The organism is Acinetobacter sp. YH16031 (assembly GCF_013417335.1).
Lineage (GTDB): Bacteria > Pseudomonadota > Gammaproteobacteria > Pseudomonadales > Moraxellaceae > Acinetobacter.
Map to the genome: position 1 here is coordinate 1 of NZ_VPED01000036.1, position 24,786 is coordinate 24,786.

24 protein-coding genes are annotated in these 24,786 nt (G+C 42.4%); 12 read left to right on the plus strand and 12 right to left on the minus strand.

The features are described from left to right. Positions 1-185: 185 nt before the first annotated feature. Positions 186-608: a hypothetical protein gene (locus FTV31_RS13505; RefSeq protein ID WP_180015317.1), complete on the plus strand. Its 423-nt coding sequence runs from the start codon at positions 186-188 to the stop codon at positions 606-608. Positions 609-670: 62 nt separating this feature from the next. Then, positions 671-910, plus strand: coding sequence for a hypothetical protein (locus FTV31_RS13510; RefSeq protein ID WP_180015319.1), 240 nt, complete (start codon positions 671-673; stop codon positions 908-910). 59 nt (positions 911-969) lie between these two features. Here FTV31_RS13510 and FTV31_RS13515 read toward each other — a convergent pair whose 3' ends face one another. The 5 genes from FTV31_RS13515 to FTV31_RS13535 all read right to left on the minus strand — a co-directional run bounded on the left by FTV31_RS13515 (position 970) and on the right by FTV31_RS13535 (position 5,511). After that, positions 970-1,605 carry a DUF2238 domain-containing protein gene (locus FTV31_RS13515; RefSeq protein WP_180015321.1) on the minus strand — a complete coding sequence of 212 codons (636 nt, stop codon included), beginning with the start codon at positions 1,603-1,605 and terminating at the stop codon, positions 970-972. A 91-nt stretch (positions 1,606-1,696) separates the two neighbouring features. Beyond that, complete coding sequence (purB, locus tag FTV31_RS13520) at positions 1,697-3,085, minus strand: adenylosuccinate lyase (RefSeq protein WP_034703634.1); 1,389 nt, start codon at positions 3,083-3,085, stop codon at positions 1,697-1,699. Between the two features lie 57 nt (positions 3,086-3,142). Continuing rightward, a complete protein-coding gene (gene hflD, locus FTV31_RS13525) occupies positions 3,143-3,874 on the minus strand; it encodes a high frequency lysogenization protein HflD (RefSeq protein ID WP_004782648.1) in 732 nt (243 codons plus the stop codon). Positions 3,875-3,881: 7 nt separating this feature from the next. Then, positions 3,882-5,021, minus strand: a complete 1,140-nt coding sequence (mnmA, locus tag FTV31_RS13530) for a tRNA 2-thiouridine(34) synthase MnmA (RefSeq protein ID WP_034703632.1) — start codon at positions 5,019-5,021, stop codon at positions 3,882-3,884. Between the two features lie 4 nt (positions 5,022-5,025). Then, on the minus strand, positions 5,026-5,511 hold the full coding sequence (locus FTV31_RS13535; RefSeq protein WP_180015323.1) for an NUDIX hydrolase: 486 nt from the start codon (positions 5,509-5,511) through the stop codon (positions 5,026-5,028). A gap of 271 nt (positions 5,512-5,782) precedes the next feature. On the opposite strand from FTV31_RS13535, the gene FTV31_RS13540 reads away from it, so the two are divergent. After that, entirely contained in the window at positions 5,783-7,717 is a 1,935-nt protein-coding gene (locus FTV31_RS13540) for an acyltransferase family protein (RefSeq protein ID WP_180015325.1), read from the plus strand. Positions 7,718-7,773: 56 nt separating this feature from the next. On the opposite strand, the gene FTV31_RS13545 is transcribed toward FTV31_RS13540, so the two are convergent. Beyond that, positions 7,774-9,363, minus strand: a complete 1,590-nt coding sequence (locus tag FTV31_RS13545; protein ID WP_180015327.1) for an ATP-binding cassette domain-containing protein — start codon at positions 9,361-9,363, stop codon at positions 7,774-7,776. A 358-nt stretch (positions 9,364-9,721) separates the two neighbouring features. On the opposite strand from FTV31_RS13545, the gene FTV31_RS13550 reads away from it, so the two are divergent. Continuing rightward, positions 9,722-10,237, plus strand: coding sequence for a DUF1543 domain-containing protein (locus FTV31_RS13550; protein WP_180015329.1), 516 nt, complete (start codon positions 9,722-9,724; stop codon positions 10,235-10,237). Between the two features lie 39 nt (positions 10,238-10,276). Here FTV31_RS13550 and FTV31_RS13555 read toward each other — a convergent pair whose 3' ends face one another. The 4 genes from FTV31_RS13555 to FTV31_RS13570 form a co-directional block, all read right to left on the minus strand. Further along, on the minus strand, positions 10,277-10,807 hold the full coding sequence (locus FTV31_RS13555; protein ID WP_180015331.1) for a gamma carbonic anhydrase family protein: 531 nt from the start codon (positions 10,805-10,807) through the stop codon (positions 10,277-10,279). A 103-nt stretch (positions 10,808-10,910) separates the two neighbouring features. Next, entirely contained in the window at positions 10,911-12,059 is a 1,149-nt protein-coding gene (gene dacC / locus FTV31_RS13560; protein WP_004782636.1) for a D-alanyl-D-alanine carboxypeptidase PBP5/6, read from the minus strand. A 128-nt stretch (positions 12,060-12,187) separates the two neighbouring features. Further along, positions 12,188-12,568: an MCR_0457 family protein gene (locus FTV31_RS13565; protein ID WP_004782633.1), complete on the minus strand. Its 381-nt coding sequence runs from the start codon at positions 12,566-12,568 to the stop codon at positions 12,188-12,190. A 159-nt stretch (positions 12,569-12,727) separates the two neighbouring features. Beyond that, a complete protein-coding gene (locus FTV31_RS13570) occupies positions 12,728-13,099 on the minus strand; it encodes an MCR_0457 family protein (RefSeq protein WP_004782632.1) in 372 nt (123 codons plus the stop codon). A 108-nt stretch (positions 13,100-13,207) separates the two neighbouring features. Here FTV31_RS13570 and surE point away from each other — a divergent pair, with 108 nt between their 5' ends. The 3 genes from surE to FTV31_RS13585 all read left to right on the plus strand — a co-directional run bounded on the left by surE (position 13,208) and on the right by FTV31_RS13585 (position 15,952). Then, entirely contained in the window at positions 13,208-13,984 is a 777-nt protein-coding gene (surE, locus tag FTV31_RS13575) for a 5'/3'-nucleotidase SurE (RefSeq protein WP_125278414.1), read from the plus strand. A 107-nt stretch (positions 13,985-14,091) separates the two neighbouring features. Then, positions 14,092-14,931, plus strand: a complete 840-nt coding sequence (locus FTV31_RS13580) for a peptidoglycan DD-metalloendopeptidase family protein (protein ID WP_004782630.1) — start codon at positions 14,092-14,094, stop codon at positions 14,929-14,931. A 91-nt stretch (positions 14,932-15,022) separates the two neighbouring features. Then, entirely contained in the window at positions 15,023-15,952 is a 930-nt protein-coding gene (locus FTV31_RS13585) for a LysR family transcriptional regulator (RefSeq protein WP_180015333.1), read from the plus strand. A gap of 57 nt (positions 15,953-16,009) precedes the next feature. On the opposite strand, the gene FTV31_RS13590 is transcribed toward FTV31_RS13585, so the two are convergent. Continuing rightward, the gene (locus FTV31_RS13590) at positions 16,010-17,221 is read right to left on the minus strand and encodes an aspartate aminotransferase family protein (RefSeq protein WP_180015335.1); all 1,212 of its coding nucleotides are present in this window, start codon (positions 17,219-17,221) and stop codon (positions 16,010-16,012) included. A gap of 160 nt (positions 17,222-17,381) precedes the next feature. On the opposite strand from FTV31_RS13590, the gene grxD reads away from it, so the two are divergent. Then, positions 17,382-17,723 (plus strand): Grx4 family monothiol glutaredoxin, encoded by a 342-nt coding sequence (gene grxD / locus FTV31_RS13595; RefSeq protein WP_034702064.1) that lies wholly within the window; start codon positions 17,382-17,384, stop codon positions 17,721-17,723. A gap of 84 nt (positions 17,724-17,807) precedes the next feature. On the opposite strand, the gene FTV31_RS13600 is transcribed toward grxD, so the two are convergent. After that, on the minus strand, positions 17,808-20,459 hold the full coding sequence (locus FTV31_RS13600; RefSeq protein WP_180015337.1) for an ATP-binding protein: 2,652 nt from the start codon (positions 20,457-20,459) through the stop codon (positions 17,808-17,810). 178 nt (positions 20,460-20,637) lie between these two features. On the opposite strand from FTV31_RS13600, the gene FTV31_RS13605 reads away from it, so the two are divergent. The 4 genes from FTV31_RS13605 (at position 20,638) to rpmE (ending at position 24,763) form a co-directional block, all read left to right on the plus strand. After that, positions 20,638-22,809, plus strand: a complete 2,172-nt coding sequence (locus FTV31_RS13605) for an MFS transporter (RefSeq protein WP_373686994.1) — start codon at positions 20,638-20,640, stop codon at positions 22,807-22,809. A gap of 1 nt (position 22,810) precedes the next feature. Continuing rightward, on the plus strand, positions 22,811-23,212 hold the full coding sequence (gloA, locus tag FTV31_RS13610) for a lactoylglutathione lyase (RefSeq protein ID WP_004782618.1): 402 nt from the start codon (positions 22,811-22,813) through the stop codon (positions 23,210-23,212). Positions 23,213-23,357: 145 nt separating this feature from the next. Continuing rightward, the gene (locus tag FTV31_RS13615; protein ID WP_005235005.1) at positions 23,358-24,335 is read left to right on the plus strand and encodes a bile acid:sodium symporter family protein; all 978 of its coding nucleotides are present in this window, start codon (positions 23,358-23,360) and stop codon (positions 24,333-24,335) included. Positions 24,336-24,538: 203 nt separating this feature from the next. Continuing rightward, on the plus strand, positions 24,539-24,763 hold the full coding sequence (rpmE, locus tag FTV31_RS13620; RefSeq protein ID WP_004782616.1) for a 50S ribosomal protein L31: 225 nt from the start codon (positions 24,539-24,541) through the stop codon (positions 24,761-24,763). Positions 24,764-24,786: the final 23 nt, after the last annotated feature.

Sequence of the window (24,786 nt, forward strand, 5' to 3'; positions counted from 1 at the left end):
TTCTTGAGTAAGATGAGTATAGTTCATGATGCAACTTTGACTTTGGTCGGTCGGAAGCAAAATGCTAGCTCATCTTGCTTCCTTCCAATAATTTAATCTCTGTTGCACTTCATTTGAGAATCCAAGTGATCTAAAATCAAACAATTGTGCTATAAATAACTGACTTATAGTGGTTTCTCATTTATATGCTCACGTTTCTTTTACTATTCGGCTTCTTCAGTATCATTTTTATTCCGATGCTATGTATGTTCTATTCTGAAGCGAAATTAACCACTGACGAATCGAAGAAGATTTTATTTTGGCTCAGCTTTCTTCGGGGCACTTCAATCTTTTTACTTTACGCATTTTTAAAGCCAGATGCTCCACCAGTTATTCCTTCGAAGGACTGTGGCGTGATTCAATTTTACCAATTCAATGCTCGTCGGAGTGGTTACTTTGAGCGTGTCAGCATCCGCTTTGATGGTACTCAATATAATCGTCATCTATTTTTTGATAAGCATCTAAAGAAAATTCCTCAAGGTCAAAAGGCCTGCTTTGAATATTTAGATAAGTTCAAATATCCGCATTTGGCAGAATCTAAGCTGGTTAAGTGGATTGAACCTTCATAAATATCAGCCATGACTACTGCTCATCAGCTAAAATGAAGCATATTTCCATTAAGAGCAGAAAGATGACCGTGGCTGAAGCATATTTAGCAATCCAAAATTGTTATTTTAACTATGAGTTTGAAGAACTGAATTTAGCGGATGATTTCCCAGAAGAGTTGCCTGTTTCTCTACGTGGAATCATGTACAGACATAAGATTCAATATCCTGATGCCACCTATTTTATTTATTATAGTGAGATATTAATGGGTAATGAATTGCAAAAAATGAAAGATGATTGGCAGCGATATTGCCCACTTCCATAATTTAAAATAAGAAAGTAGGGATCTAAGTCTTTAATTCATAGCGATTTCAAAAGCTCACTTTAGTGGGCTTTTTTATTTGCTGGAATTAACATCAATCCACCAGTAAACATCGCCCCAACAGTCGCTAATAATATATCTTTATGGGCATCCCACATATCACCTTGCTGGCCATTATAACTTTCAGCCTGTTCGGGTGATAAGCCAATGGCGATCAGCCATTCAATCCATTCATAAATCAGACTGGTTGCCATCACAAATTGAATGACTAGAAGAAAAATGGTGAATGACTTTTGCTGGGGTAACCAGACCTGAAACAGTCGATGAAAAACAGGATAGAGCAACAGGCCAAAAACCAGATGCACAAAGCGGTCAAACATGTTGCGAGTCCAGCCCATGGCTGCATTCAGGTTAAAGCCAAACAGGGCTTGAATCCAGTCATTATAAGGCACATAAGAATATAGATAATGCGCTGCCACAACATGAATTAGCAGAAACAGCAGATAGAGGTTGAAACTGAAAAAGCTCAGTCCGATTTTATACAGACAGAACAGCAGCATACCGATCATAAATAGGGTGCCGGTCTGATGCAGTAAATAGGATTGCATTTCCAGAGGCTGAATGCTGGCAACAATAATCGCAGCTAGCAAAATCCCCAGGCTAATAAAATGTTTGCCGCTTAATCGATGATCCATCATCTTGTTATTTGTCATTTTGTTTTAAAGTTGAAAATAATTATAAATAAAAAAAGCGAAGCCGGAGCCTCGCTTTTGGTCTTAATTATCTAAATTAGATTTTAGAAATTAAGTCTTTAATTTGTTTTGCCTGGTCAGCAGCATTACCTGTATAAGTTGCAGGGGTCATTTCAGCCAGACGTGCACGGTCTGCAGCAGGAACTGCTTCAAGCTCATTACCATTCACGAAGCTCACCATCATGTCACGAGTCATCGCTTGACCACGAGTCAGTGCTTTCAGTTTTTCGTATGGTTTTTCAACGTTATAACGACGCATTACTGTTTGGATTGGTTCAGCCAGAACTTCTTGTGCGTGGTCAAGATCTTCAAGAATACGAGCAGCATTCAGTTCAAGTTTACCGATACCTTTTAAGCATGCCTCAAACGCGATCAAGCTTTGTGCAAAACCAACACCCATGTTACGAAGCACAGTAGAGTCAGTCAGGTCACGCTGCCAGCGAGATACAGGCAGTTTTTCGCCCAGGTGAGCCAATACGGCATTTGCAATACCCAGATTACCTTCAGAGTTTTCAAAGTCGATTGGATTCACTTTATGCGGCATGGTTGAAGAACCCACTTCGCCTTCTTTCAGTTTTTGTTTGAAGAAGCCAAGAGAGATATAGCCCCAAACGTCACGGTTAAAGTCGATCAGAATCGTGTTGAAACGACGAAGCGCATCAAACAGTTCCGCCATGTAGTCATGTGGTTCGATCTGAGTCGTATATGGGTTGAAAGTCAGGCCTAAAGATTCCACGAAAGCTTGAGAATGAGCAGGCCAGTTGATTTCTGGATAAGCAGAGTAGTGCGCATTGTAGTTACCTACAGCACCATTGATTTTACCCAGCAGTTCAACATTTTTGAACTGTTTGATTTGACGAGCCAGACGGTAAGCCACGTTCGCCATTTCTTTACCCAAAGTGGTTGGGCTGGCAGTTTGACCGTGGGTACGAGATAGCATTGGCTGTTCAGCATGAGTCTCAGCCAAAGCCACGATTGAATCGATAATTTGTTGCATAGACGCGATTAAAACATCACGGCCATTTTTCAGCATTAAAGCATGAGACAGGTTATTGATGTCTTCAGAGGTGCATGCAAAGTGAATGAATTCACCTGCATTTTTCAGCTCTTCAATCCCTGCAATTTTTTCTTTCAGGAAATACTCCACCGCTTTCACGTCGTGGTTCGTAGTACGTTCGATCTCTTTAATGCGGTTGGCATCTTCTTCAGAGAAGTTTGCAACAATCGCATCAAGTGCAGCATTGGTTTCAGATGAGAAAGCTGGCACTTCAGTGATTTCAGGACGGTTGGCAAGCGCTTGTAACCAACGCACTTCAACAGTCACACGAGCATGGATCAGACCAAACTCAGAAAGAAAAGGGCGCAGCGCATCACATTTGCTAGCGTAGCGTCCATCTAATGGAGAAAGTGCAGTTAAAGCGTTCATATCGATTCCCTAAATTTTGGAATTAAACGAAAAACGGTGCGCGTACAACAACATGGTTTAGATCACCTGAAACTGTAAGCGCGCGAGATTTTGGATATCCTGTAGCAGCTTGCGCTTGCCAAAAATCATGCCCCATGAACTGCCACCAAGCTGACGCCATAAGTGCGCCATCTGCAGTCCAGTAAAGAGTGAAGCACGGATGCGGTTGGTATGACCGGAATCTTTAAAGGCTTCAGCATTGCCACGCACCATGATCCGCGGATTGATCTGTCCGGCGGTATCGACATAGGTCTGAGCGAGGTTGGCAATGATGCTGGGATGCATGTAATTGTTATCGAAGAAGGAGAGCTGTCTGAGGATTTTTTGCTGGGATTGTTCGATGATTTCAACAAACTTGGGATTACTATAGACCTTCTTTTCTAACTGAAGAAGTGCCATGGCATAGGACATTGGAAGTTTGGTCGATGAAAGTTTTGGAAGTCTGGATTTTGGGGACGTATTAAAAGGTTGGGTAATGCTGCTTTCCAGGGTTTTTAAACCGAGGGAAATATCGGCCAGCTGATTAAAGAAGTCTAAGGTCTGGGCATTTAACTTGCCACTTGGACGGATATTTAAACTGGCTTTAATCAACTGCTCAAAATAGAAATTACCGCTTTCACCAATGCTTTGCTGTCCCGTCAATGCAGTCATATGCGTCAGCTGGGTGGCCTGAAAAACCCCTGCCAGCGCCAATGCACGATTTTGACGAACATTCAACGTTGTGGCTTGTTGAAACGGTAACTCCGTCATGCCGAAATCATCCTTTAATAAAATCAGGTTTAGGCGCATTGGTATGATGAATCACGCCACCACCTAAACAAACTTCACCTGAGTAGAATACAACGCTTTGACCCGGGGTCACAGCACGTTGCGACTCATCAAATTCAACACGAACACCATTTGGTGTTTCTGGATCCTTGAAAATAGTACACGCTTGGTCAGGCTGACGGTAGCGGGTTTTTGCCGTACAGCGGAAACCTGATTCAGGAATATCCTGTTCACCGGCTACCCAGTCAATCGCTTCAGACCACAATATGGTACTTTGCATCAGTGGATGTTCATGACCTTGACCGACCACCAGACGGTTACCTTCGATATCTTTATGCAGCACAAACCAGGCACCTTCTTCCGCGCCTTTCATACCGCCAATACCGATCCCGCCGCGTTGACCGAGCGTATAGTACATTAAGCCGTGATGATCACCAACCTCTTTGCCATCTTCCAGCACGATTTTTCCAGGTTGAGCCGGTAAATATTGCTTCAAGAAGTCATTGAAGCGACGTTCCCCAATAAAACAGATACCCGTAGAATCTTTTTTCTTGGCTGTTGCCAGACCTAATTCTTCTGCAATTTTACGTACTTGTGGTTTTTCAATTTCACCGACAGGGAACAGGGTCTTATTAATTTCACGACCATGAACCGCATGCAGGAAGTAAGTCTGGTCTTTATTATTGTCATAACCACGCAGTAATTGGGCATATTGCTCACCACGTGAATTGGTCATGGTCTCGCCGCGACGACAGTAGTGACCGGTGGCAATAAAGTCAGCGCCGAGATTGATCGCATGATCCAGGAAGGCTCGGAATTTGATTTCTTTATTACACAAAATATCCGGGTTTGGGGTGCGGCCAGCAGCATATTCAGCCAGGAAATGCTCGAACACGCGATCCCAGTATTCCATTGCGAAGTTAGCAGTATGCAGTTTGATCCCGATCTTGTCGCAAACGGCTTGTGCATCGGCAAGATCTTCCATTGCCGTACAGTATTCTGTGCCGTCATCTTCTTCCCAGTTTTTCATGAAAAGACCTTCAACCTGATAACCCTGTTGAAGGAGGAGAGCTGCAGACACAGATGAATCTACACCACCAGACATACCGACGATGACACGTTGTTGCATAGGATTAGGCATCCAAATTTGAAATTAAGGGAGAATTTTGGTGCTCGTAAATGAGCGATAAAGGATAGCGTTTGCCAGCTTGGGCATCCTGCACGGCTTTAATCACCAATGGGCTACGGGCACGTGCGGTTTCAACCAGTTCATCCAGCGTCATCCAGACTGCACCGACAATACCGGTATCCAGTTCAGCATTTTCATCATGGCTGACGGCTTCTGCTCTCAGACAGAAACGGAAATAGGTGCGATCCGGGAACATCGGTGGGGTATAGGTATAAATGCCGATCAGATCAGTGACATTAACCTGATAGCCGGTTTCTTCCATAGTTTCACGAATGGCTGCTTCGACAATGGTTTCACCTGCCTCAACATGGCCTGCTGGCTGATTGAATACGGTATGAGTGACACCTTCAGTATGTTCTTCAACAAACAGGAATTTTCCATTTTTTTCGACGACAGTTGCGACAGTGACGTGAGCAGTCCAAGCGGTCATAGAGGAGCACCATGGAATAAAAACTGTATTCTACAAAATTTAGGCGGCGGTGGCTATGTTGATACTCGGGATTTTAATTTAGATGATTAACAATAAAGGTATTTGGCGAAAAAGAAAGCGTAGAATATAATGAGTGCATAAAATACTAAAACAGTAATATTTGTATTCTGCGTTTCAATGCAAGAATTTGATTTAAAATAAAATTTAATAAAAATTAGCAGTATTTCATAACAATTAAAATAAATAACAGGCTTTATAGGACAGGATTCCAATGAAATTCAGAACAGACATCAATGGTCTCAGAGCAATTGCCGTGATTGCAGTCATGCTATTTCATTTTAATGCGGCCTGGATGCCTGGCGGTTTTGTTGGAGTAGATGTCTTCTTTGTGATTTCAGGCTTTTTAATGACTGGAATCATATTTAAAGATTTAGAACATGAAAAATTTTCTATTCTGAAATTTTATGTGGCTCGTGCGAATCGGATTATTCCGGCTTTGGCCGTGCTGTGTCTGGTATTAGTGATTTTTGGCTGGTTTTATTTGACTCCTTTTGATTACAAGTTATTGGGTAAGCATGCCGCGAGTAGCATGACTTTTTTATCCAATATCAGTTACTGGAAGGAATCCGGTTATTTTGAGGCAGGCACTCACGAAAAGTGGTTATTACATACCTGGTCACTTTCCGTCGAATGGCAATTCTATATGATTTATCCGCTCGTTCTTATTGCCATGCGTAAGTTCATGTCCATTCAGACCATGAAATTTGTGTTGTTGGCGGGAACGATTTTAGGATTCATTCTATCTGTGATCGCTACCTACAAATGGCCAAATCCGGCTTATTTCCTGTTACCTACCAGAGCCTGGGAAATGATGATCGGGGGAATTGCTTATCTTTATCCTTTGACCTTGCAGGAAAATAAGAAAAGGTTGCTGGAAGGAACGGGATTGGCACTTATACTGGGGTCTTATTTCTTCATTTCAGCAGAAGATTTGTGGCCTGGTTATCTGGCAGTTTTTCCTGTTATCGGTACCTTCTTGATAATTCAGGCACATCGAAATGACAGTGTTCTTACCAATAATATTGTATTTCAAAAGCTGGGGACTTGGTCTTATTCTATTTACCTCTGGCATTGGCCTTTGGTGGTTCTGATCTATATCTACTCATTGCCCGAGTATTATGTTTATGCAGGAATAGCACTTTCTATAGTGTTAGGTTTTCTGAGTTATAAGTATATTGAGCAGATTAAATTACCTTCATACCATCAGTGGAAAGATATTTATCGTATAAAACCGCTTTATTTTTCTCTAGTGCTCATGAGCTTAGGAGTTACTTTAAATATATTTAATGGTTTTAATACAGATCTGCGCCAAGGCGCAGCATCAGAACAGGCAAAATTTTTAGATTATTATAATGAGAAATTCAAAAATTTAAGGGATGCATACTGGCTGAAATGTGATACTTACGTGAGCCTGACTGAGCATAATAGTTATGATCCTGATCCGGTCTGTATCACGAAACAAAAGGAAGGCGGGGTGTTCTTATGGGGAGATTCTCATGCTGAGGCACTTTCTTTAGGGCTGAGGACATTACTGAAATCCAATGATATCCCTTTTTATCAGAAAACCTCTTCTATCTGCCGGGCATCGCTGACCGAGATCAACTACCATAAAGGAGCTTATAAAGAAGCCTGTGACTATTCCAATAAATTGGCACTAAAGAGCATCGCAGAACTGAAGCCCAAAATTGTGGTTATCACCCAAGCCTTGAAGCACGACGAAACCAATTGGGAAAACATCGGGAAAAGTTTGCTTCAGCTTGGCGTATCCAATATCGTCATTGTGGGGCCAATTTCACAATGGAAACCTTCGCTTCCAAAAGTGATGGTGAAACCGAAAAACTGGAATAGTGCTGAAGATTTTATATTTGATGCCGGACTGGACTTAAGAGCAGTTCAGGTAGACGAGAAAATGAAAAAATTACAATATCCTCAGGGAATTACCTATATCTCTCTCATTGATCATCTATGTAAAAAAGATGATGTTCAGCAGCAATACAAATGTCGGATTCGTGCAGCTCAAGGAGAAGACCTGCTTCAGGTAGATTATGGTCACTTAAGTGAATCAGGCTCTTTATTTGTAGGGAATACCATACTGTCAAAATACTTATTAAATTTATATTCTCAGGGTGTGACTACAAAACAATAAGTTTATTTCCCGTGATTGATCAGCCACCCGTTGAGGTGGCTTTTACATATATAAGTTTAATCAAAATTATTCATATTGAAGATGTCAGTGATCCCGCAATCACGCACAAACTGTTCATCGTGTGAAACTAAAATCACAGCGCCGGCATAAGACCGAATTGCACTTGCTAACAAAGCTTTAGACTCAATATCCAGATGATTCTCAGGCTCATCCAATAATAAAAGTTCAGGTTGAGGAGAGACCTGGCTAAGACCTAATAACGCCACTTTCAGCTTTTCACCACCACTTAACTGAGACAAAGGATAAGTACCTTTATCACCACGAATTCTGAGTTGGCCCAACAGATTACGCCATTCAACCTCCGGAATATCAGGATTTATCTGCCTTAAATTTTCAATTGCACTTAGTGCCTCATTGAGAAAACTAAAATTTTGATCCAGATAAAAACAGCTTCGTGCCAGAAAGATTTGATCTAGAGGTTGCTGCTTTTGTTGGGCGACCAGTTTCAGCAAAGTGGATTTACCAATTCCGTTTCGGCCTATAATATGGATCTTTTCAGCTGCACTTAAAGCAAGATTCACAGGCTGTGGAGTACCAAAAGGAAGCTTTAACTCTTTAACCCGCAGAATTTCACCAGACTGTGGTTTAAGGTCTGGAAATTGAAATAGCTGAGGTTTTATCTTTTCAAGTTGCTGATTTTGAACTTTTAACTCAGATTGTTCATTCAAAATTTGCCGTTGGTGCTGTGCCTGAACTTTCCCCATACTTTGACCAGCCTGTTCCTTTTTAAAGTCTAAAAGCACTTTGGCTTGGGAATTTGAATCACGTAATTTGTTTCCGGTACGTTCCCGCTTTTGTGCTTTCATTAAAACGTCATGCTGCTTGTGCTTCATCTGTTTAATATCACGCTGATTCTGCTGAATTGACTGTTCGAGTGAAGTGACATTTTTCTGATACTGTTCAAAAAACTCCGCATAGTTTCCAGTAAAGTGCTGTAATCCATGCTCATTTAAATAATAAATATGATCAACCTGATCTAGCAAAGTCCGGTCATGACTAATGATCAACGCACCAGCAGGATGTAATTTTAAATGCTCTATTAACCATGTTCGCGCTTCACGATCCAGATGGTTGCTCGGCTCATCCAGCAATAAATAATATTCAGGCTTTAAGAACAAGCTACATAAAGCAAGTTTGGTCTTTTGGCCCTCACTCAAATATTGTACGGGAAAGTCCAGATCGGTGGGTAATTGTGCTGAACTCAACAGTTGCTGCCATTGATGCGGCAAATGCCAACTATCCTCAAGTAGCTCATAATCCTCGAAACTGGCTGTACCATGTTCAACATTTTTAAAAGCACGATGTAATTGACTTACTTCGAGTGCTTCAGCAATTGTGGCTGCTTTTAACCGATGCAATTGTGGTAGATAGGCATGATGCATTTGCCAGGAAACTTGGCCTGAGCAATGTGGAGAAGAATGCTGAGCCTGATGCAAACGCTGCATGAGCAAAGACTTACCTTGTCCATTACGGCCAATTAAAGCGCTGACCTGAGCTTTAGGAAGGGTAAAATTTAAATTCTGAAATATGAGTTTGGAAGGGAATTCTAAAGTCAGATTGGATATTACACATGCCTGTTGAGTCATAAATAACCTCATAAATACAGGATGCACAAAATAAACAAGAGATTTTTTCTAGAAAAGATCAAGCCAGACGATCTATTTTGCACATCAATCTAAAAATAATCGTTGATGAGAAAAATAGACTTACTTCATTGGCGTGACTCATTTATAAGAGAAGGGGAGTTCGGACCTTATTTTAATACAAATAAGCTTGCTTAAAAATAGATCAAATTAGGATTTTTTTATCCAATATATTGATGCTGATTTAAGTAAATTTCAGGTTTTTAAAAATATGAGATGATTGACTTGAAGTGGAACGAGTAAGTTTCATTTACACTATGCGGCTAAAGTCTTCTCTATTTTGCTTTTAAAGGATTTTTTTATGTCTGAACTCAAGCTCTACATTGCTTTATTGGGCGGCAAGCATGAAAAAGCCAATGTAGAAGTACATGACGTAATTCCGGTCATTAGTTCAGATATTAAGACAGCTTTCCCATATTTGAAGCAGCAATGGTTTGGTTTGCAAAAAGGCCTGCATGTCGATGGCTGGATGACGATCAATGGTGTTAGCTATCAGGATCTGAATTATCAGGTTCAGGTGACGGACACACCTGTAAAACAGGATTTAAAATTATTCCTGATCAATCTAGGTGCTTATGTGCCAGATCAGTTTGGTGAAATCCATAAATATCTGGTAGTTGCTGCTAAAAATAAAACTGAAGCTAAAGCGCAAGGCAAGCTGGCCATTGAAAAGACCTGGTTTAAACCTCATGCCGATGCCGTGATTGATGTGGATGATTGTTTGGAACTAAACGAAATCAACCAAAAATTTGTGCATCTGGTAGAGGGAGACTTTGAAGCCAATAGTTTTAAGAATGATTATGTAATTATTCCTTAATTAAGATAAGGCTACATAAAGTAGCCTTAATTTATCGATTTATTTGTAATGGCCTGAGACTTTCACATAGTTTTGTGCTGAATAAGGCAAGAAAGCTATTTCCTTTTCAGTCAGTGGACGCACTTTTTTGACTGGACTGCCTACATACAAGTATCCACTTTCTAATACCTTATTCGGTGGTACCAGTGAACCTGCTCCAATCATCACATCATCTTCAATAATCACGTCATCGAGAATAATTGTACCGATACCCACTAAAACACGATTACCAATGGTACAGCCATGTAATTTTACATGATGACCAATTGTCACATCTTCACCAATAATCAGTGGTGAACCTTCAGGTTTATCCGCCTTTTTATGACTCACATGCAACATAGAATGATCCTGTACATTCGAGTTCTTGCCAATACGAATATGATTCACATCACCACGAATTACGGCAAAAGGCCACACAGATACATTTTCGCCTAAAACGACATCACCTACGACCACCGCCATCGGATCGATATAACAAGAGTCAGCGACTTGCGGGCGAGTATCCAGATAAGGGCGAATGTTTTGGCTCATGTCAGTATCATCCTGAAAGTTTATAAGCATTATAAAATAAAAAAGCACACATTCGATGAATGTGTGCTTTGGCTTTAGTAAGATCTAATATTGATAATAAATATTAGAACAGGTTACTAAAGAATTGTTTGATATGATCCAGCATGCGGGCAAAGAAACCAGCTTCTTCAACTGCTTTCAGTGCAACAAGTGGTTTCTCAGCAATTACTTTGCCGTTTAAAGTCGCCACATATTTACCTACGACTTGACCTGGTTGTAAAGGCGCAGTCAGTTTAGGCTGAACGACTAATTGAGTCTTGATGGCATTGGCCTGACCTTTAGGCATAGTCACATTAAAGTTTTCTGCAAGACCGATCTGCACTTCATTTTCCTTACCAAACCAGACTTTAGACTTGGCTAGAACCTGTTTAGCGGGTTGAACATTTTTGGTTTCAAAGTTTGCATAACCCCAAGCCAGAAGTTCACGTGTTTGCGATGCACGTTCATTCATGGTTGGTGCACCGAAAATCACTGAAATCAGACGAGTCGGGCCACGTTTTGAAGAGGTCGTTAAACAGTAACCGGCTTCATCAGTATGACCAGTTTTCAAACCATCTACACTTGGATCAGTATAGAGCAGGGCATTACGGTTGCCTTGCTTAATCCCGTTAAAAGTAAACTCTTTTTCAGAGTAGATTGGATAGTATTTTGAACTGTCTTTGATGATGTGCTGAGCCAAAGTTGCCATATCTTTCGCAGTCGAATAATGGCCTTCAGCTGGCATACCAGTCGAGTTGATGAAGCTGGTATTGGTCATGCCAATCCGTTTCGCTTCTTGGTTCATCATATGTGCAAAGGTACCCTCGTTCCCTGCAATATGTTCAGCCATCGCCTTAGATGCATCGTTACCAGACTGGATAATAATCCCGCGCAACATTTCTAGGGCAGTCGCCGTACCATTTAAAGGCACATACATACATGATTCTGCACTGCTACCACGGCACCATGCAGATTCATTCATGCGAACCTGTTCATCTTCAGTCAGCTCACCACTTAATAACTTCTGCTCGATGATGTAACTGGTCATCATCTTGGTCATTGAAGCAGGGGCTAATTTTTCATTTTCATTTTTTGATGCGAGAATTTGCCCTGTCTCGTAGTCCATTAGCACATAAGATTTATTATTCAATTCTGGTGGTGCAGATAAGACAGTTGCTGCAAAGCTAAAACTAGGAATTAATAATAATGCAGCAAGGGCAGTTTTTTGGGTCATTTCTAGTGGGTTCCAATATCTTGATGTAAGCACGAAGAGCCTAGCATTTTAGGACAAAGCTAGGCTGACTTCTATGGGAAACCCGGGGTTATTTCAAAAGTATTGTAAGCAATCACGCAAAAAGTGGATTATTTACTGTAGCTCACCAACTCATTGCAAATGGCCTGATTCTTTTTCTTGCCAGCCTTTTTGGCATCACTCTGTGCTTCGGCCAGAATGTTACGGAAATCTGACTGTTTTACCATCTGGTTCAGGCGCTCAACCGGATTTTTTTGGCCGGGCAAATATTCAGTCACCAGCTGGTTATAACCCTGATTGAATTTTGCTTTGTCTTTGACCATGCTTGGGCAAATTTCAGAAAGGACATAAATTGCAGCTAATTCTTGCTTGGTGATTTCTTGGCTCGGGGTGACTTCAATATTTTCATTTGCTGCATAAACCGAGCTTCCCCAAAGTGTCATACCAGCAACAACAGATAAACTTAAACTTTTAATTAATGTATGTTTCATCAAAAAACTCAAAAATTACATGTAGAACAATAATTTGTTAGCTTAAAGATATTTTCAAAATTGAAAAGAGGGGAAATGTAGTGAAGCTGTAGAATTATGAAGAAATGTGTAAGAGAAAAAAGACGATGCTGGCATCGTCTCATTTCAGTGAGAAAGACCTTATTCCTGATAAGCTAAAACGTCTTCACACGCTGTTTTTTGTTCGTCTTTTGCAGTCTGTTTTGCACCTTGACGTGCTTCTTCAAGCACAGTCTTGTATTCACTGTCTGCCTGAAGTTTTTGATAGGTCATCGATTTGTCTGAGTATTCTTTTAGATAAGATTGAATCAGCTGCTGAATCGTTGTATCGAATTTTGCATTCTGACCAATAATGCCCGGGCATACTTCAATCATTACCTGTGCAGATGCGACATCTTCTTTCACGATCATGTCATTTTCTTCAGCTGTCAAATCATTGGCAATAACTGCAGGAGAAACAAAAGTTGCCAAACTTAAAGCCAAAGTACCCCAAAGAGAGAATTTTTTCATCATCTTAAGCCATATGTATTAATGGATATCGTGCTACAAATATATATAATTCCTGAACTAATACAATGAAATGTCCTAGCGAGTCATTTTTTAGCTCAACGAGATTTTGCAGTGAATATATTAATTTCCAATGATGATGGCGTTTTTGCACCAGGTATACAGGCACTGGCGCAGGCCTTGAGGCCTTTAGGACGTGTTGTGGTGGTAGCTCCAGAAAGTGAACGTAGCGGATTTTCCAGTGCACTGACTTTAGACCGACCATTAAGACCGATCCAGATTTCTCCCGATGTATGGGCGGTTAATGGCACGCCGGCTGACTGTGTCTATTTGGCCATGAACGGCTTATTTGATGTTGAATTCGATCTGGTGGTCAGCGGCATTAACAGTGGTGCCAATCTGGGAGATGATGTGCTGTACTCGGGTACGGTGGGGGCTGCATTTGAAGGCCGTCTGGCCAAACAACCTGCATTAGCAGTTTCTCTATGTGGGCAAAACGTTCGATCTTATACCTTACCAGAAGATTATCGCATTGCAGCGCAATGGGTACATGATTTTATTGCGGCAGGTTTGCCGACTTTGCCTGAGCGTCATATTTTTAATGTGAATATTCCTGATGTGGCTGAACTTAAAGGAACTAAAGTGACCTTTCAGGGACGCCGTAGCCAGTCCAAGCCGATTACCAGTCATGTAGATCCACGTGGTCGTCAGGTTTACTGGATTGGGCTATCGGGTGAAGCAGTCGCAATGCCAAAACATAAAGGAACTGAAATCGAGTCAGACTTTTTTGCAATTGCCAATGGCTATGTAAGCGTGACGCCAATTCAGATGGATGCCACAAACTATGACACACTTCACACTTTGCAAGCCCAGATTCTAAATAAAATCTAATGAATGTTATAAGTTTGTGAAAAATGAAAGCTTACAAGTATATTGTAGTAAAACTTTGCTAATCTTACTGGGTTTTTGCAACCGTATAGATGTTAGAGAGGAAGATAATGTCCTTGGTGTCACCGAAATACTTCATTCATGCTTCACCATCCAGCTTCATCAAAACTCTGGTTTTGTCCACTGTGGTTGTTTCCACAATGATTATTACTGGTTGTGCCACTAAACCTCAGGTCAATAATATGACCCGCTATGCCGCAGCGCCTGACTTCTATACGGTACGCTCTGGGGATACTTTGAGTGGCATTGCAGCACGTTATGGTCTGAGCTATATCAGTGTGGCAGAGATGAATGATATTGCTCCACCGTATCGTATTTATGTGGGTCAGTCGATTCGCCTGAAAAATAACACTACTGCTCGCCGTACTACAGCGACTCAACCTGTTACCCAAGCTGCCCCGATTCAGCGTCAAACGATTGCGATTCCAGCGCCAACCACTCCAGCTCCAACGACTGTTAAGACTACGCCAAAACCTGCCACCACTACTTCTGCACCGATTACCCCAGTATCGACAGCAGCGGGATTACGTTGGGTCAAGCCATCAAATGGTCCGGTATTACAAAACTATGATCTGGCTGCAAATATCAAAGGTACCCGTTATGGCGGTAATGTCGGAGATCCGGTCTTTGCTGCAGCAGATGGGCAGGTGGTATATGCAGCAGATGGCCTGAAGGAATATGGTAATCTGGTATTAGTTAAACATATTAATGGCTATATCACCGCTTATGCGCATAACAGTAAATTAAGCGTGAAAAGTGGCCAAAATGTAACGGCTGGTCAAAAAATTGCCGAGATGGGGGCGACTGGTACAACCCGTACTATGCTTGAGTTTCAGGTTCGCTTAGACGGAAAACCGATTAATCCAACAGCAGTTTTACCAAATAATTAAATAAATAATGCAAAACGTAAATTTCACCGTATAATACAATGAGTTGCTTTTATCAAAAGATGAAGCATCTCATAAGTTTAGAGGGGAATTTATGTTAGATCAACTTCGAGCAATGGGTGTCTTTGCTTGTGTTGTGGAAAAGAACTCGTTTAGCGGTGCTGCACGTGAGCTAGGGATTACAACCAGCGCCGTGAGTCAACAAATTCGCTCTTTAGAACAGGATATGGAAGTTGTACTTCTAAATCGTTCTACGAGAAAATTAAGTCTGACCGAAGCGGGACAAGCTTTTTTTCACAGCTGCCAGGAAATGTTGTCTGCTGCTGAGCGTGGAAAGGTTCGCATTAACGAGTTACGTGATGATCTTGTTGGTGAACTTCGTATTGTATCCTTACCGGAAGTATGTGCGAATCATGTGATTCCTGCACTTTCTCACTGGATGTCCGCACACCGTGGCCTGACAGTCCACCTGGAAACAAACAATCATGAGGTTGATTTGTTGGAAGGGCGTATTGATATTGCCCTGCGATTTGACCAGAACGATGATGATCACAACCTTCAGGTTGTGCCATTAATGCAGATTGAACAGATTCTTGTTGCTGCGCCAAGCTATATTAACCAGACCGCCATTATCTCGCGTCCTGAAGACCTGAAACATCATGATGTTTTGCCTTTAACGCATATTAAAAATCATCAGAATTTCAGTTTTCAGCATGTGCATAGTGCAGAAAAGGTTGAATTTGAACTGAGCTCACGCTTTAGTACCAATAACAGCCTGGTTGCAAAAGCCATGTGCCTGCAAGGTAACGGAGTTGCCAAGATTTTATATCTTGATGTTAAAAAAGATTTATTAAATGGTTCACTGATTGAAGTCTTGCCTGAATGGAAACTTCCGCCAGTCACCATTTATGCAGTTATGCCTAATCGAGAACAGCAACCGACTAAAGTCCTGCGCTGTCTGGATGCATTGAAACAATATTTTAGCCAGATCTCTGGTGGACGTTTATTACAAGTCGCATCATAAATTCCCTATAAACAAAAAAGCCACTTTAAAGCGGCTTTTTTGTTGTTCAAGATAGGCTTAAGCAAGATAAGCCTTGATCATTTTCACTAAACGTTCGATCAGCTGATCAGCCTGTTCCTGAGTAATGTTCAGGGTAGGCAACAGACGAACGACATTACCTGCAGTCACGTTGATAATGGTTTTGTATTCATCGCGTGCAATATCGACTAGCTCACCACAGTCTTTAGGCAACTCAATCCCGATCATCAGACCGAAACCACGTACAGTCACTTGATGATCTGCAAGCTGGTTACGTAACTGCTCAACAATATATGCACCTTTTTCAGCAGCATTGGTCACGATATTCTCTTTTTGCATAATATCGATAATGGTATAAACCACGCGTGAACCCAATGCAGTACCGCTATAAGTCGAACCGTGGTTACCCGCAGTCAAAACACCGACACCACGACCTTGAGTCATCACGGCACCAATCGGGAAGCCATTGCCCAGACCTTTAGCTGTGGTCAGTACATCCGGCACAATATTGGTGTGCTGATAAGCAAAATATTTACCGGTACGGCCATTACCTGTTTGTACTTCATCCAGCATCATTAACCAGTTGTGCTGATTACAGATCTGACGGATTTCTTCTAGGTAGCTAAAGCCTTGCGGTGCAGTGTTGACACCACCTTCACCCTGAATCGGTTCAACCAGAATAGCCACGATATCCGGATGGTTAATTGCAGCTTCTTCAATGGCTTCAATATCACCAAAAGGTACACGAATAAAACCTTCAACCAATGGACCAAAGCCTTGTTGAACTTTTTTGTTACCCGTTGCAGATAGGGTTGCCAGCGTACGGCCATGGAAAGATTTGTCAGCTACAATAATTTTTGGTGACGCAATACCTTGCATATGACCGAATTTACGCGCAATTTTAATAGCGCCTTCGTTCGATTCTGCACCACTGTTGGAGAAGAAAACTTCTTCCATGCCAGCGACTTCAGCCAGTTTCTGTGCAGCAGCAGTTTGCCAAGGCACTTCAAAAAGGTTGCTGGTATGAATCAGGGTTGCAGCTTGTTCCGCAATTGCTTCAGCAATCACTGGATGAGCATGACCCAAACCGCAAACGGCGATCCCAGTTAAGGCATCTAAATACTCTGTACTATCTTCGGTATAAAGATATGCACCTCGTCCTCGGACAAAGCTGATCGGTTGACGACCAAAGACTGGCATCAAATGTGAAGGTTGATCAGTTTGTACCGGAGCGAGGGTAATATTGTTCATGACTAACTCTTTACTGTTAGGTGGAAAGAAAAACTTATATAAGCAAAAACTTGGTCAGATTTAAAGGGTAATTGTAAATAAAAATGGATTTATTACTTTAGACGTACTGTTTTTCTCTGTTTTGGGTATAATGCGAGACAGATTAGTTGAGGATTTATCAATGACTGAACAAGCACGCGATACCGAAGCGTTAATTCGTGACCAAATTGCCAAGCACGCAGTACTTCTTTATATGAAAGGCACACCACAATTTCCACAATGTGGTTTTTCTGCACGTGCGGTAGAAGCACTCAGTCAAATTGGTCGTCCATTTGCTTATGTTAATATTCTGGAAAACCCGGATATTCGTGCAACTCTGCCACAAATTGCGAACTGGCCGACATTCCCACAACTTTGGATCAATGGTGAATTGATCGGTGGTAGTGACATCATGCTAGAAATGTTCCAAAAAGGTGAATTACAGCCTTTAGTAGAACAATACAGTCCAGCACCTGAAGCTTAATCCTTGGATTAAACTGATAGATGTGAAAAAGCGCTTCCGAAAGAAGCGCTTTTTTTATGGGTGAATAGTGAGGAGGGGGCAGAATTAATCTTCTGCCTGATCCTTAGATTTTTCCAGTTCTTTTGATTCAGCAACCAAGGCCTCAGCTAAGGTATCTGGATCGGTCAGAACTTCCTTTATAGGCGCCTTATCTTTTTTCTTTTTCTTCTTTTTTTTCTTTTTCTTAGGTTCTTCCTCAAACTCGGCACCATCTTCAATGGCTTGCCAGTATTCGAGTTGTTCCATCACAGCAGCAAAGATCGAGTTTTTGCTATAACGGCCTTTCTTGTCCATAGTCCCGACCGGACGTGCCATCAGAATTTCCAAAGCCTGCGCGATATTATCAATGGCATGAATATGGAATTGACCATCTTCGACTGCAGCAATGACATCTTTACGTAACATCAGATGCTGCATATTTTGTCGTGGAATAATCACACCCTGCTTACCTGTCAGGCCTTGCAACTTACAGGCATCGAAGAAACCTTCAATCTTCGCATTGACACCACCAATCGGTTGTACTTGACCAAGCTGGTTCATAGAACCGGTAATCGCCCAGGACTGGTCGATCGGTAACTGACTAATCGCAGAAATCAGCGCTGAAAGTTCAGCAACTGTCGCGCTGTCACCATCCACCTGACCATAGCTTTGTTCGAAAGCTAAAGCGGCAGAGAAGTGCAGGGTCTGTTCACGACCAAAATGGGCTTTTAGAAAGGAGGCCATCAATAGCACGCCCTTAGCATGCAAAGAACCGCCAAGTTCTACACTACGTTCGATATCCAGAATATCACCGCCACCTTGATATACAGAAGCAGTTAAGCGTGAAGGTAGACCAAATTCAACATCTGCATAATGAATCACAGACAGCGCATTGATTTGGCCTAGACGATGACCGCGAGTTTCAATCAGTTGAGTGCCACGGGTCAGATCTTGCCAGAATAGCTCACGTAAATAGCCTAAGCGATATTTACGATGATCCAGTGCGGTATTGATATGCTTTTCTGACACCATCTTATCACCCGCTTCGAATGCATGATGATGCGCTTCACGAATTAGGTCGCCCAGCGTTAATGCATGTAGTGACAGGGAACTCTGATCTTCAGCCTGACGGCTTGAGTCGGTCAGCAGAGCAGATAATGCAGAACGGTCAAATGGTAATAATTTATCTGATTGCACATAGTCAGCAATCAGTTGCATATAGGCTTGCTCATTTTCATCATTACGTTGCAGGGTGTCGGTAAAATCAGCACGGATTTTAAAGATACTGCCTAGTTCTGGTTCAAGTTCCAGAATTTCATAATAAATTTCTGGCTCTGCCAGCAGCACTACTTTGATATTCAGCGGAATAGAAGCTGGCTCAATGGAAATGCTGCCGGTGAGGGTCAGCATATGTTCCAGAGAAGAAAGCTTGAGATGCCCAGATTTCAAGGCACGTTTCAGACCTTGCCATGCATATGGCTGTTCCAGTAACTGTTCAGCTTCAAGCATCAGGAAACCGCCATTGGCATTATGCAAGGAGCCGGGACGGATCAGCGTGAAATCTGTAGTAATCGTACCATTTTGGGTCAGCTGTTCTACATGACCCAATAGATTGTAATGCGTCGGGAAATCTTCAAAAATAACGGGTGCACCGCTATTTGGCTTATGGGTGACGATCACATTGGCCTGGAAGCGCGCTGGTACGCGGCTGAACTGGGCAGGGGTAAAATCGTCTTCTTCCTGTTCCAGTACAATTTCAACATTATTAATAATGTCTTCAGCATATTGCTTCAGATATTGTTCCAGACCTTCGACATGCTTGAATTTAGTCAGCATCTGCTCAACGCGTGGCATCACTACCTGTTTGGCGATATCACGGTTCAATACTTGAACACGGTCACGCGCATCATCTTCCAGATCGCCTAAATGAAGACCTAGGCGTTCCAGTTTCTTGTCCATGTAACGCATGTTTGACGCGATTTCAGCACGATCTTTATTGCTTAAAGCATTCAGATCTTCCTGAGACATTTCCTGTACTTTGTCATCTTTCAGATGAATCGGTACAAAACAATGTTCATCATTGCGAGAAATCAATTTCAGATCGAGTTCTTCACCTTCACGGGTCAATTCGATCAGTGCGAGTTGCTGTTCATCACCCGTTTCCTGACGAATCATTTCAATCCGGTTGTGATAGCTTTCTGCAGTAAAACGGCGCTCCAGCTGTTTTAGAATGGATTGCCAGCTTTGATGCAGCATCGTCTGAAACTTGGGTCCCTGACCGGCTGGAAATTCCAGTGCGATAGGCTGACGAGGATTCTGAAAATTATTGACATAGACCCAGTCATTAGGCGTTTGCATGGTTTTGGCATGTTGCTGCAACAAACGCTTTACCATAGTGCGTTTGCCGAGTCCTGCTGTACCCACGGCAAAAATGTTATAGCCTGAATATGGCAGGGCAATACCGGCTTCCACCGAAGCACGGGCACGGTCCTGACCCAGAAAATTATTCAAAGGCTTGATTCGCTTGGTCGATGCTGGGATTTTATCCAGATCAGCAATACGCGTCAGTTGTGCCGGTTTCAGGCATGTCTTTTCAAGGGTTGGTGTAATTTCGCTTTGTTCAAAGGCTGAGATAAGTAGGTCGGAGCTGATGTTTTGTTGAGATATAGTTGTATTACTTGAAATTGAAGAATGAATTTGATCGAGTCTCTGAGTCACTGTTGAAAGTCCAAAACGAAATATGACGTGGATAAGGTTTAAGGTATACAGATTTACTTGAAAAATTCAAGCCAACATGTCAGTTTTGCCACAAAATAAAAAATCGGGCATGCGAGAAATATATAAATTTTGTTGAAAGATACGTTATTAAAGGATTGAATAGCAGCAATTGGTTTTCGTGGAAAATAACAAAGCAATGACAACACAAACGACGGGTTGGAAATCCGCATTTACAGCATTTCTGGATCGACGTGCCCTGATCATGCTGTTTCTCGGATTTTCAGCCGGTGTCCCGATTCTTTTGATTTTTTCCAGTTTGTCTTTATGGCTCGGTGAAGCCGGAATCAGTAAAAGTGCGGTGACCTTTTTCAGCTGGGCTGCACTGGGTTATTCATTCAAGTTTGTCTGGGCGCCACTGATCGATGAATTACCTGTCCCGTTTCTGACCAAAGCTTTAGGTCGTCGGCGCGCTTGGCTATTAATTGCCCAGATCCTGATTGTAACTGCGATTTCAATTATGGCTTTTTCAGATCCGGCATTGGGACAGACGCATTTACAGCAGATGGCATTGGGTGCAGTACTGCTTGGGTTCTCTGCTGCAACACAGGATATTGTCATTGATGCTTACCGTATTGAGCTGGCCGAAACCCAGATGCAGACCGTACTGGCATCGACTTATAACGCGGGTTACCGGATCGGGATGATTGTGGCTGGCGCTGGAGCTCTGTTTCTGGCGGCATATTTAGGTACAGCCAAAGGCAACTATATCTATGATGCCTGGAAATGGACTTATCTGGCGATGGCGGCGGTTATGCTGGTTGGGATTATTACCACACTGGTCATCCGTGAGCCTCAGGTAGATCGGGTACGTAAAGATTATCAGCGCAGTGATTATTTCCGTCTCGTCGGCGTGTTTTTTGTGGCAGTTATCAGCTTTGTTCTGAGTTATGTCTATTCCGGTGACTTGGTATCGAGTATCACTGAACAATGGGCGATTCAGGATACTTTTGCCTTGTTCTGTTTTGAGGCTTTACGCTTTATCGGTTCAGGTGCTGTCGCTTTCGGTGTGGGTACGATTCTGGTCAAAATGGGTGCTGTGAATAAACAGATGGCATTCGAGACCTGGGTGAATCCCGTAGCAGATTTCTTTGATCGTTATGGCTTAAAGCTGGCTTTGGTGTTGTTATTGCTGATCGGTTTCTATCGGGTCTCCGATATTATTGCCGGTGTGATTTCCAATGTGTTCTATCAGGATCTGAATTTCAGCAAGGAGCAGATTGCTGAAGCCGTGAAAGTGTATGGGGTGATTTTCTCCCTGCTTGGCGGTTTTTTAGGTGGCTTACTTGCACAGAAGATGAACATCATGAAACTGATGTTTGTAGGCGCGATTCTGGCCTGTTCAACCAATCTGATTTTTATTGGCTTAGTGAAGTCTGGTGAAAAGCTGGGGCAGGTCGAAGTTCAGGTAGGTCAGCAAACCTTTCGGGCAGATACAGATGAAGTCGGTTACTGGAAACTGAATGTACCCAATACTGCTTTTAAAGAGGCCGAACAGATTCAGGTTCGTGCACATTATCTGAATCATCCGGCAGATGCAGTACAAGTCAACCTGCCTTATCTGCAACAGAATGATTCGAAAGCAGCACAATTACAGCTTCTGCCTGTTACCACAGATAACCTGATCAGTGCCAATGAACAGGAAAATAGCATCGTGGTTCGCGGTCAGTATCTAGGGCCGGATTTAACTGCAGAGCAAAAAATTGTATTAGAGCTGAATGGCGATAAATTCGATGCCAAGCTGGATGAAGAGCGTGTCTTTAGTGCTGCTATTCCTGCCGAGAAACTGATTACTGCACCTGTGAAGCGAATCAATGCAAGCTTAATGCAGCAGGAGCAGCCAATAGTGACCCAGCAGCATTCATATGCTGTGGACTTGTCGCAGACTCAGGCCAATCCGATGGATATTGATATTCAGCCGATTACAATTGGAACAGGCGAGAATGTTGAAATTCAAGGTAAGGTGATTAAACCGTATAGTTCATGGTGGCTATATTTTGCAATTATTGTCGATAATCTGGCCGCAGGTCTCGCAGGCGCTGCTTTTATTGCCTTCCTGTCCAGTCTGACCAGTGTGTCCTTTACCGCTGTTCAGTATGCTATTTTTAGCTCACTCATGACCTTGACTCCTAAGATTTTAGGTGGATATTCGGGTACTATAGTGACCAATATCGGTTATCCGAATTTCTTCCTGATGACCACTTTAATCGGGATTCCAATCCTGATTCTGGTCGTTTGGGTGGCAAAATTGCTCGGTGAACACCAAAAACAATCTGTAAATAAGGATGATTAATATGCGCATGCTGCATACCATGTTACGTGTAGGCAATCTGGAACAATCTCTCAAATTCTATACTGAAGTTCTTGGTATGACTTTGCTTCGTAAGCGTGATTATGAAGAAGGTCGTTTTACCTTGGCTTTTGTGGGTTATGGCGATGAGGAAAATCACACTGTGCTTGAACTGACCCATAACTGGGATACAGAAAGCTATGACCTGGGCAATGGCTACGGTCATATTGCAATTGCGGTAGATGATGCTTATAAAGCTTGTGAAGAAATCAAGGCACGTGGTGGCAATGTTGTTCGTGAAGCTGGCCCAATGAAAGGCGGTGTCACTGTCATTGCATTTGTGGAAGATCCAGACGGCTATAAAATCGAGCTAATCCAGCAAGACAACAACGCACGTAATAACTAAGTGTTATAGACCGAGATATGTGAAATGTATTCATGTATGGATGAAAATATTCCATCAATCTGAATGCATAACATGGACCCGGCATCTGTTAAGATAGCCGGGTATTTTTTTATCGAATAATAAAATTTTGAGGGAAGGACATCAGATGCTTAAACTGCTGGCATTGGACCGCTTTACGATCTTGCTCTTTGTTATGGTGTTACTGGCCAGTGTATTGCCAGTGTCAGGGCAGGCCGCTGAAGTCTTTAGCTGGATCACGACAGCAGCCATTGCCATCCTGTTTTTCCTGCATGGTGCCAAGCTTTCGCGTGAAGCTGTAATTGAAGGCTTGATGCACTGGAAATTACACACTTTGGTCTTTGCCTTGACCTTTGCACTCTTTCCAATTTTAGGCTTGCTGGCAAAGCCAATCCTATTGCCAATGCTGGGGCAGGAATTATATTGGGGATTCCTGTTTATGTGCTTCCTGCCATCAACCGTACAGTCTTCGATCGCCTTTACCTCAGTGGCTCAAGGGAATATTGCCGGTGCAATCTGTAGTGCTTCATTTTCCAATATTATCGGGATGTTTATTACTCCGATGCTGGTCGCATTCTTTATCCTTGGACAATCCCAGCATGGCTTTGATCCGACGGCTTCGATCCTACAGATTACGCTGCTGTTATTGGTGCCTTTTATTTTAGGTCAGTTGCTGCGTCCCTGGATTTTCCCAAAAATGCAGAAAATGCCCAAGATCGTTAAGGTATTCGATCAAGGCTCAATTCTGATGGTGGTTTATGGAGCATTTAGCAGTGCGGTGGTGGCTGGACTTTGGCGTGAAGTCAGCTTAAGTACTTTGCTCTTGTTACTGCTGGCATGTTCGGTTTTATTGACCATCGTAATGCTATTATCATTATTTATTCCACGCTGGCTGGGCTTTAATCGTGCCGACCAGAAAACGGTATTCTTTTGTGGTTCCAAAAAAACACTCGCCAGTGGTGTACCGATGGCACAGATTCTGTTTATTGGTCAGCCACTTGGCATGATCGTTTTACCGATTATGATTTTCCATCAAATCCAGCTCATGGCCTGTGGTGTGATTGCGAATCTCTGGGCCAAACAGGCCGTACACACAGAAGAATAATTCGCTTATTGGATTTGTTTGCCGTATAATACCGCCCAACTTGTTGTGCTTAGCTCTGACGGTATCCGTCTCGGTGGGCCAAAAGAATGGTCTGTTGTGGTGTTGATCTGCCTGAATCCTGATTCTGGCCCTTCCTCAATACTTGAGAGTGATCAATTGCGATGACAGCAAAACCTTCTTTCATCTTAATGGAGTAATCGACGATGCGCGCCGATATTCACCCAAAATACGAAAAACTAGTTGCTACTTGTTCATGTGGTAACGTAATCGAAACTCGTTCAGCTGTTGGTAAAGAAACTCTTTACCTAGACGTATGCTCAGCTTGCCACCCATTCTACACTGGTAAGCAAAAGAACGTTGACACTGGCGGCCGTATCGACAAGTTCAAACAACGTTTTGCTGGTATGTCACGTTCTGTTAAACGTTAATACCCAAAATGAAAAAACGGGCT

What these genes read in the sequence shown, in the direction of transcription:
- hflD (WP_004782648.1), bottom strand. Translation starts at nt 3,874, where the DNA reads ATGACGGAGTTACCGTTTCAACAAGCCACAACGTTGAATGTTCGTCAA.
- dacC (WP_004782636.1), bottom strand. Translation starts at nt 12,059, where the DNA reads ATGACCCAAAAAACTGCCCTTGCTGCATTATTATTAATTCCTAGTTTT.
- FTV31_RS13585 (WP_180015333.1), top strand. Translation starts at nt 15,023, where the DNA reads ATGTTAGATCAACTTCGAGCAATGGGTGTCTTTGCTTGTGTTGTGGAA.
- mnmA (WP_034703632.1), bottom strand. Translation starts at nt 5,021, where the DNA reads ATGCAACAACGTGTCATCGTCGGTATGTCTGGTGGTGTAGATTCATCT.
- purB (WP_034703634.1), bottom strand. Translation starts at nt 3,085, where the DNA reads ATGAACGCTTTAACTGCACTTTCTCCATTAGATGGACGCTACGCTAGC.
- FTV31_RS13555 (WP_180015331.1), bottom strand. Translation starts at nt 10,807, where the DNA reads ATGAGCCAAAACATTCGCCCTTATCTGGATACTCGCCCGCAAGTCGCT.
- FTV31_RS13615 (WP_005235005.1), top strand. Translation starts at nt 23,358, where the DNA reads ATGCTTAAACTGCTGGCATTGGACCGCTTTACGATCTTGCTCTTTGTT.
- FTV31_RS13540 (WP_180015325.1), top strand. Translation starts at nt 5,783, where the DNA reads ATGAAATTCAGAACAGACATCAATGGTCTCAGAGCAATTGCCGTGATT.
- FTV31_RS13535 (WP_180015323.1), bottom strand. Translation starts at nt 5,511, where the DNA reads ATGACCGCTTGGACTGCTCACGTCACTGTCGCAACTGTCGTCGAAAAA.
- FTV31_RS13565 (WP_004782633.1), bottom strand. Translation starts at nt 12,568, where the DNA reads ATGAAACATACATTAATTAAAAGTTTAAGTTTATCTGTTGTTGCTGGT.
- FTV31_RS13510 (WP_180015319.1), top strand. Translation starts at nt 671, where the DNA reads ATGACCGTGGCTGAAGCATATTTAGCAATCCAAAATTGTTATTTTAAC.
- FTV31_RS13570 (WP_004782632.1), bottom strand. Translation starts at nt 13,099, where the DNA reads ATGATGAAAAAATTCTCTCTTTGGGGTACTTTGGCTTTAAGTTTGGCA.
- gloA (WP_004782618.1), top strand. Translation starts at nt 22,811, where the DNA reads ATGCGCATGCTGCATACCATGTTACGTGTAGGCAATCTGGAACAATCT.
- FTV31_RS13550 (WP_180015329.1), top strand. Translation starts at nt 9,722, where the DNA reads ATGTCTGAACTCAAGCTCTACATTGCTTTATTGGGCGGCAAGCATGAA.
- FTV31_RS13590 (WP_180015335.1), bottom strand. Translation starts at nt 17,221, where the DNA reads ATGAACAATATTACCCTCGCTCCGGTACAAACTGATCAACCTTCACAT.
- FTV31_RS13515 (WP_180015321.1), bottom strand. Translation starts at nt 1,605, where the DNA reads ATGATGGATCATCGATTAAGCGGCAAACATTTTATTAGCCTGGGGATT.
- FTV31_RS13505 (WP_180015317.1), top strand. Translation starts at nt 186, where the DNA reads ATGCTCACGTTTCTTTTACTATTCGGCTTCTTCAGTATCATTTTTATT.
- FTV31_RS13580 (WP_004782630.1), top strand. Translation starts at nt 14,092, where the DNA reads ATGTCCTTGGTGTCACCGAAATACTTCATTCATGCTTCACCATCCAGC.
- grxD (WP_034702064.1), top strand. Translation starts at nt 17,382, where the DNA reads ATGACTGAACAAGCACGCGATACCGAAGCGTTAATTCGTGACCAAATT.
- rpmE (WP_004782616.1), top strand. Translation starts at nt 24,539, where the DNA reads ATGCGCGCCGATATTCACCCAAAATACGAAAAACTAGTTGCTACTTGT.
- FTV31_RS13545 (WP_180015327.1), bottom strand. Translation starts at nt 9,363, where the DNA reads ATGACTCAACAGGCATGTGTAATATCCAATCTGACTTTAGAATTCCCT.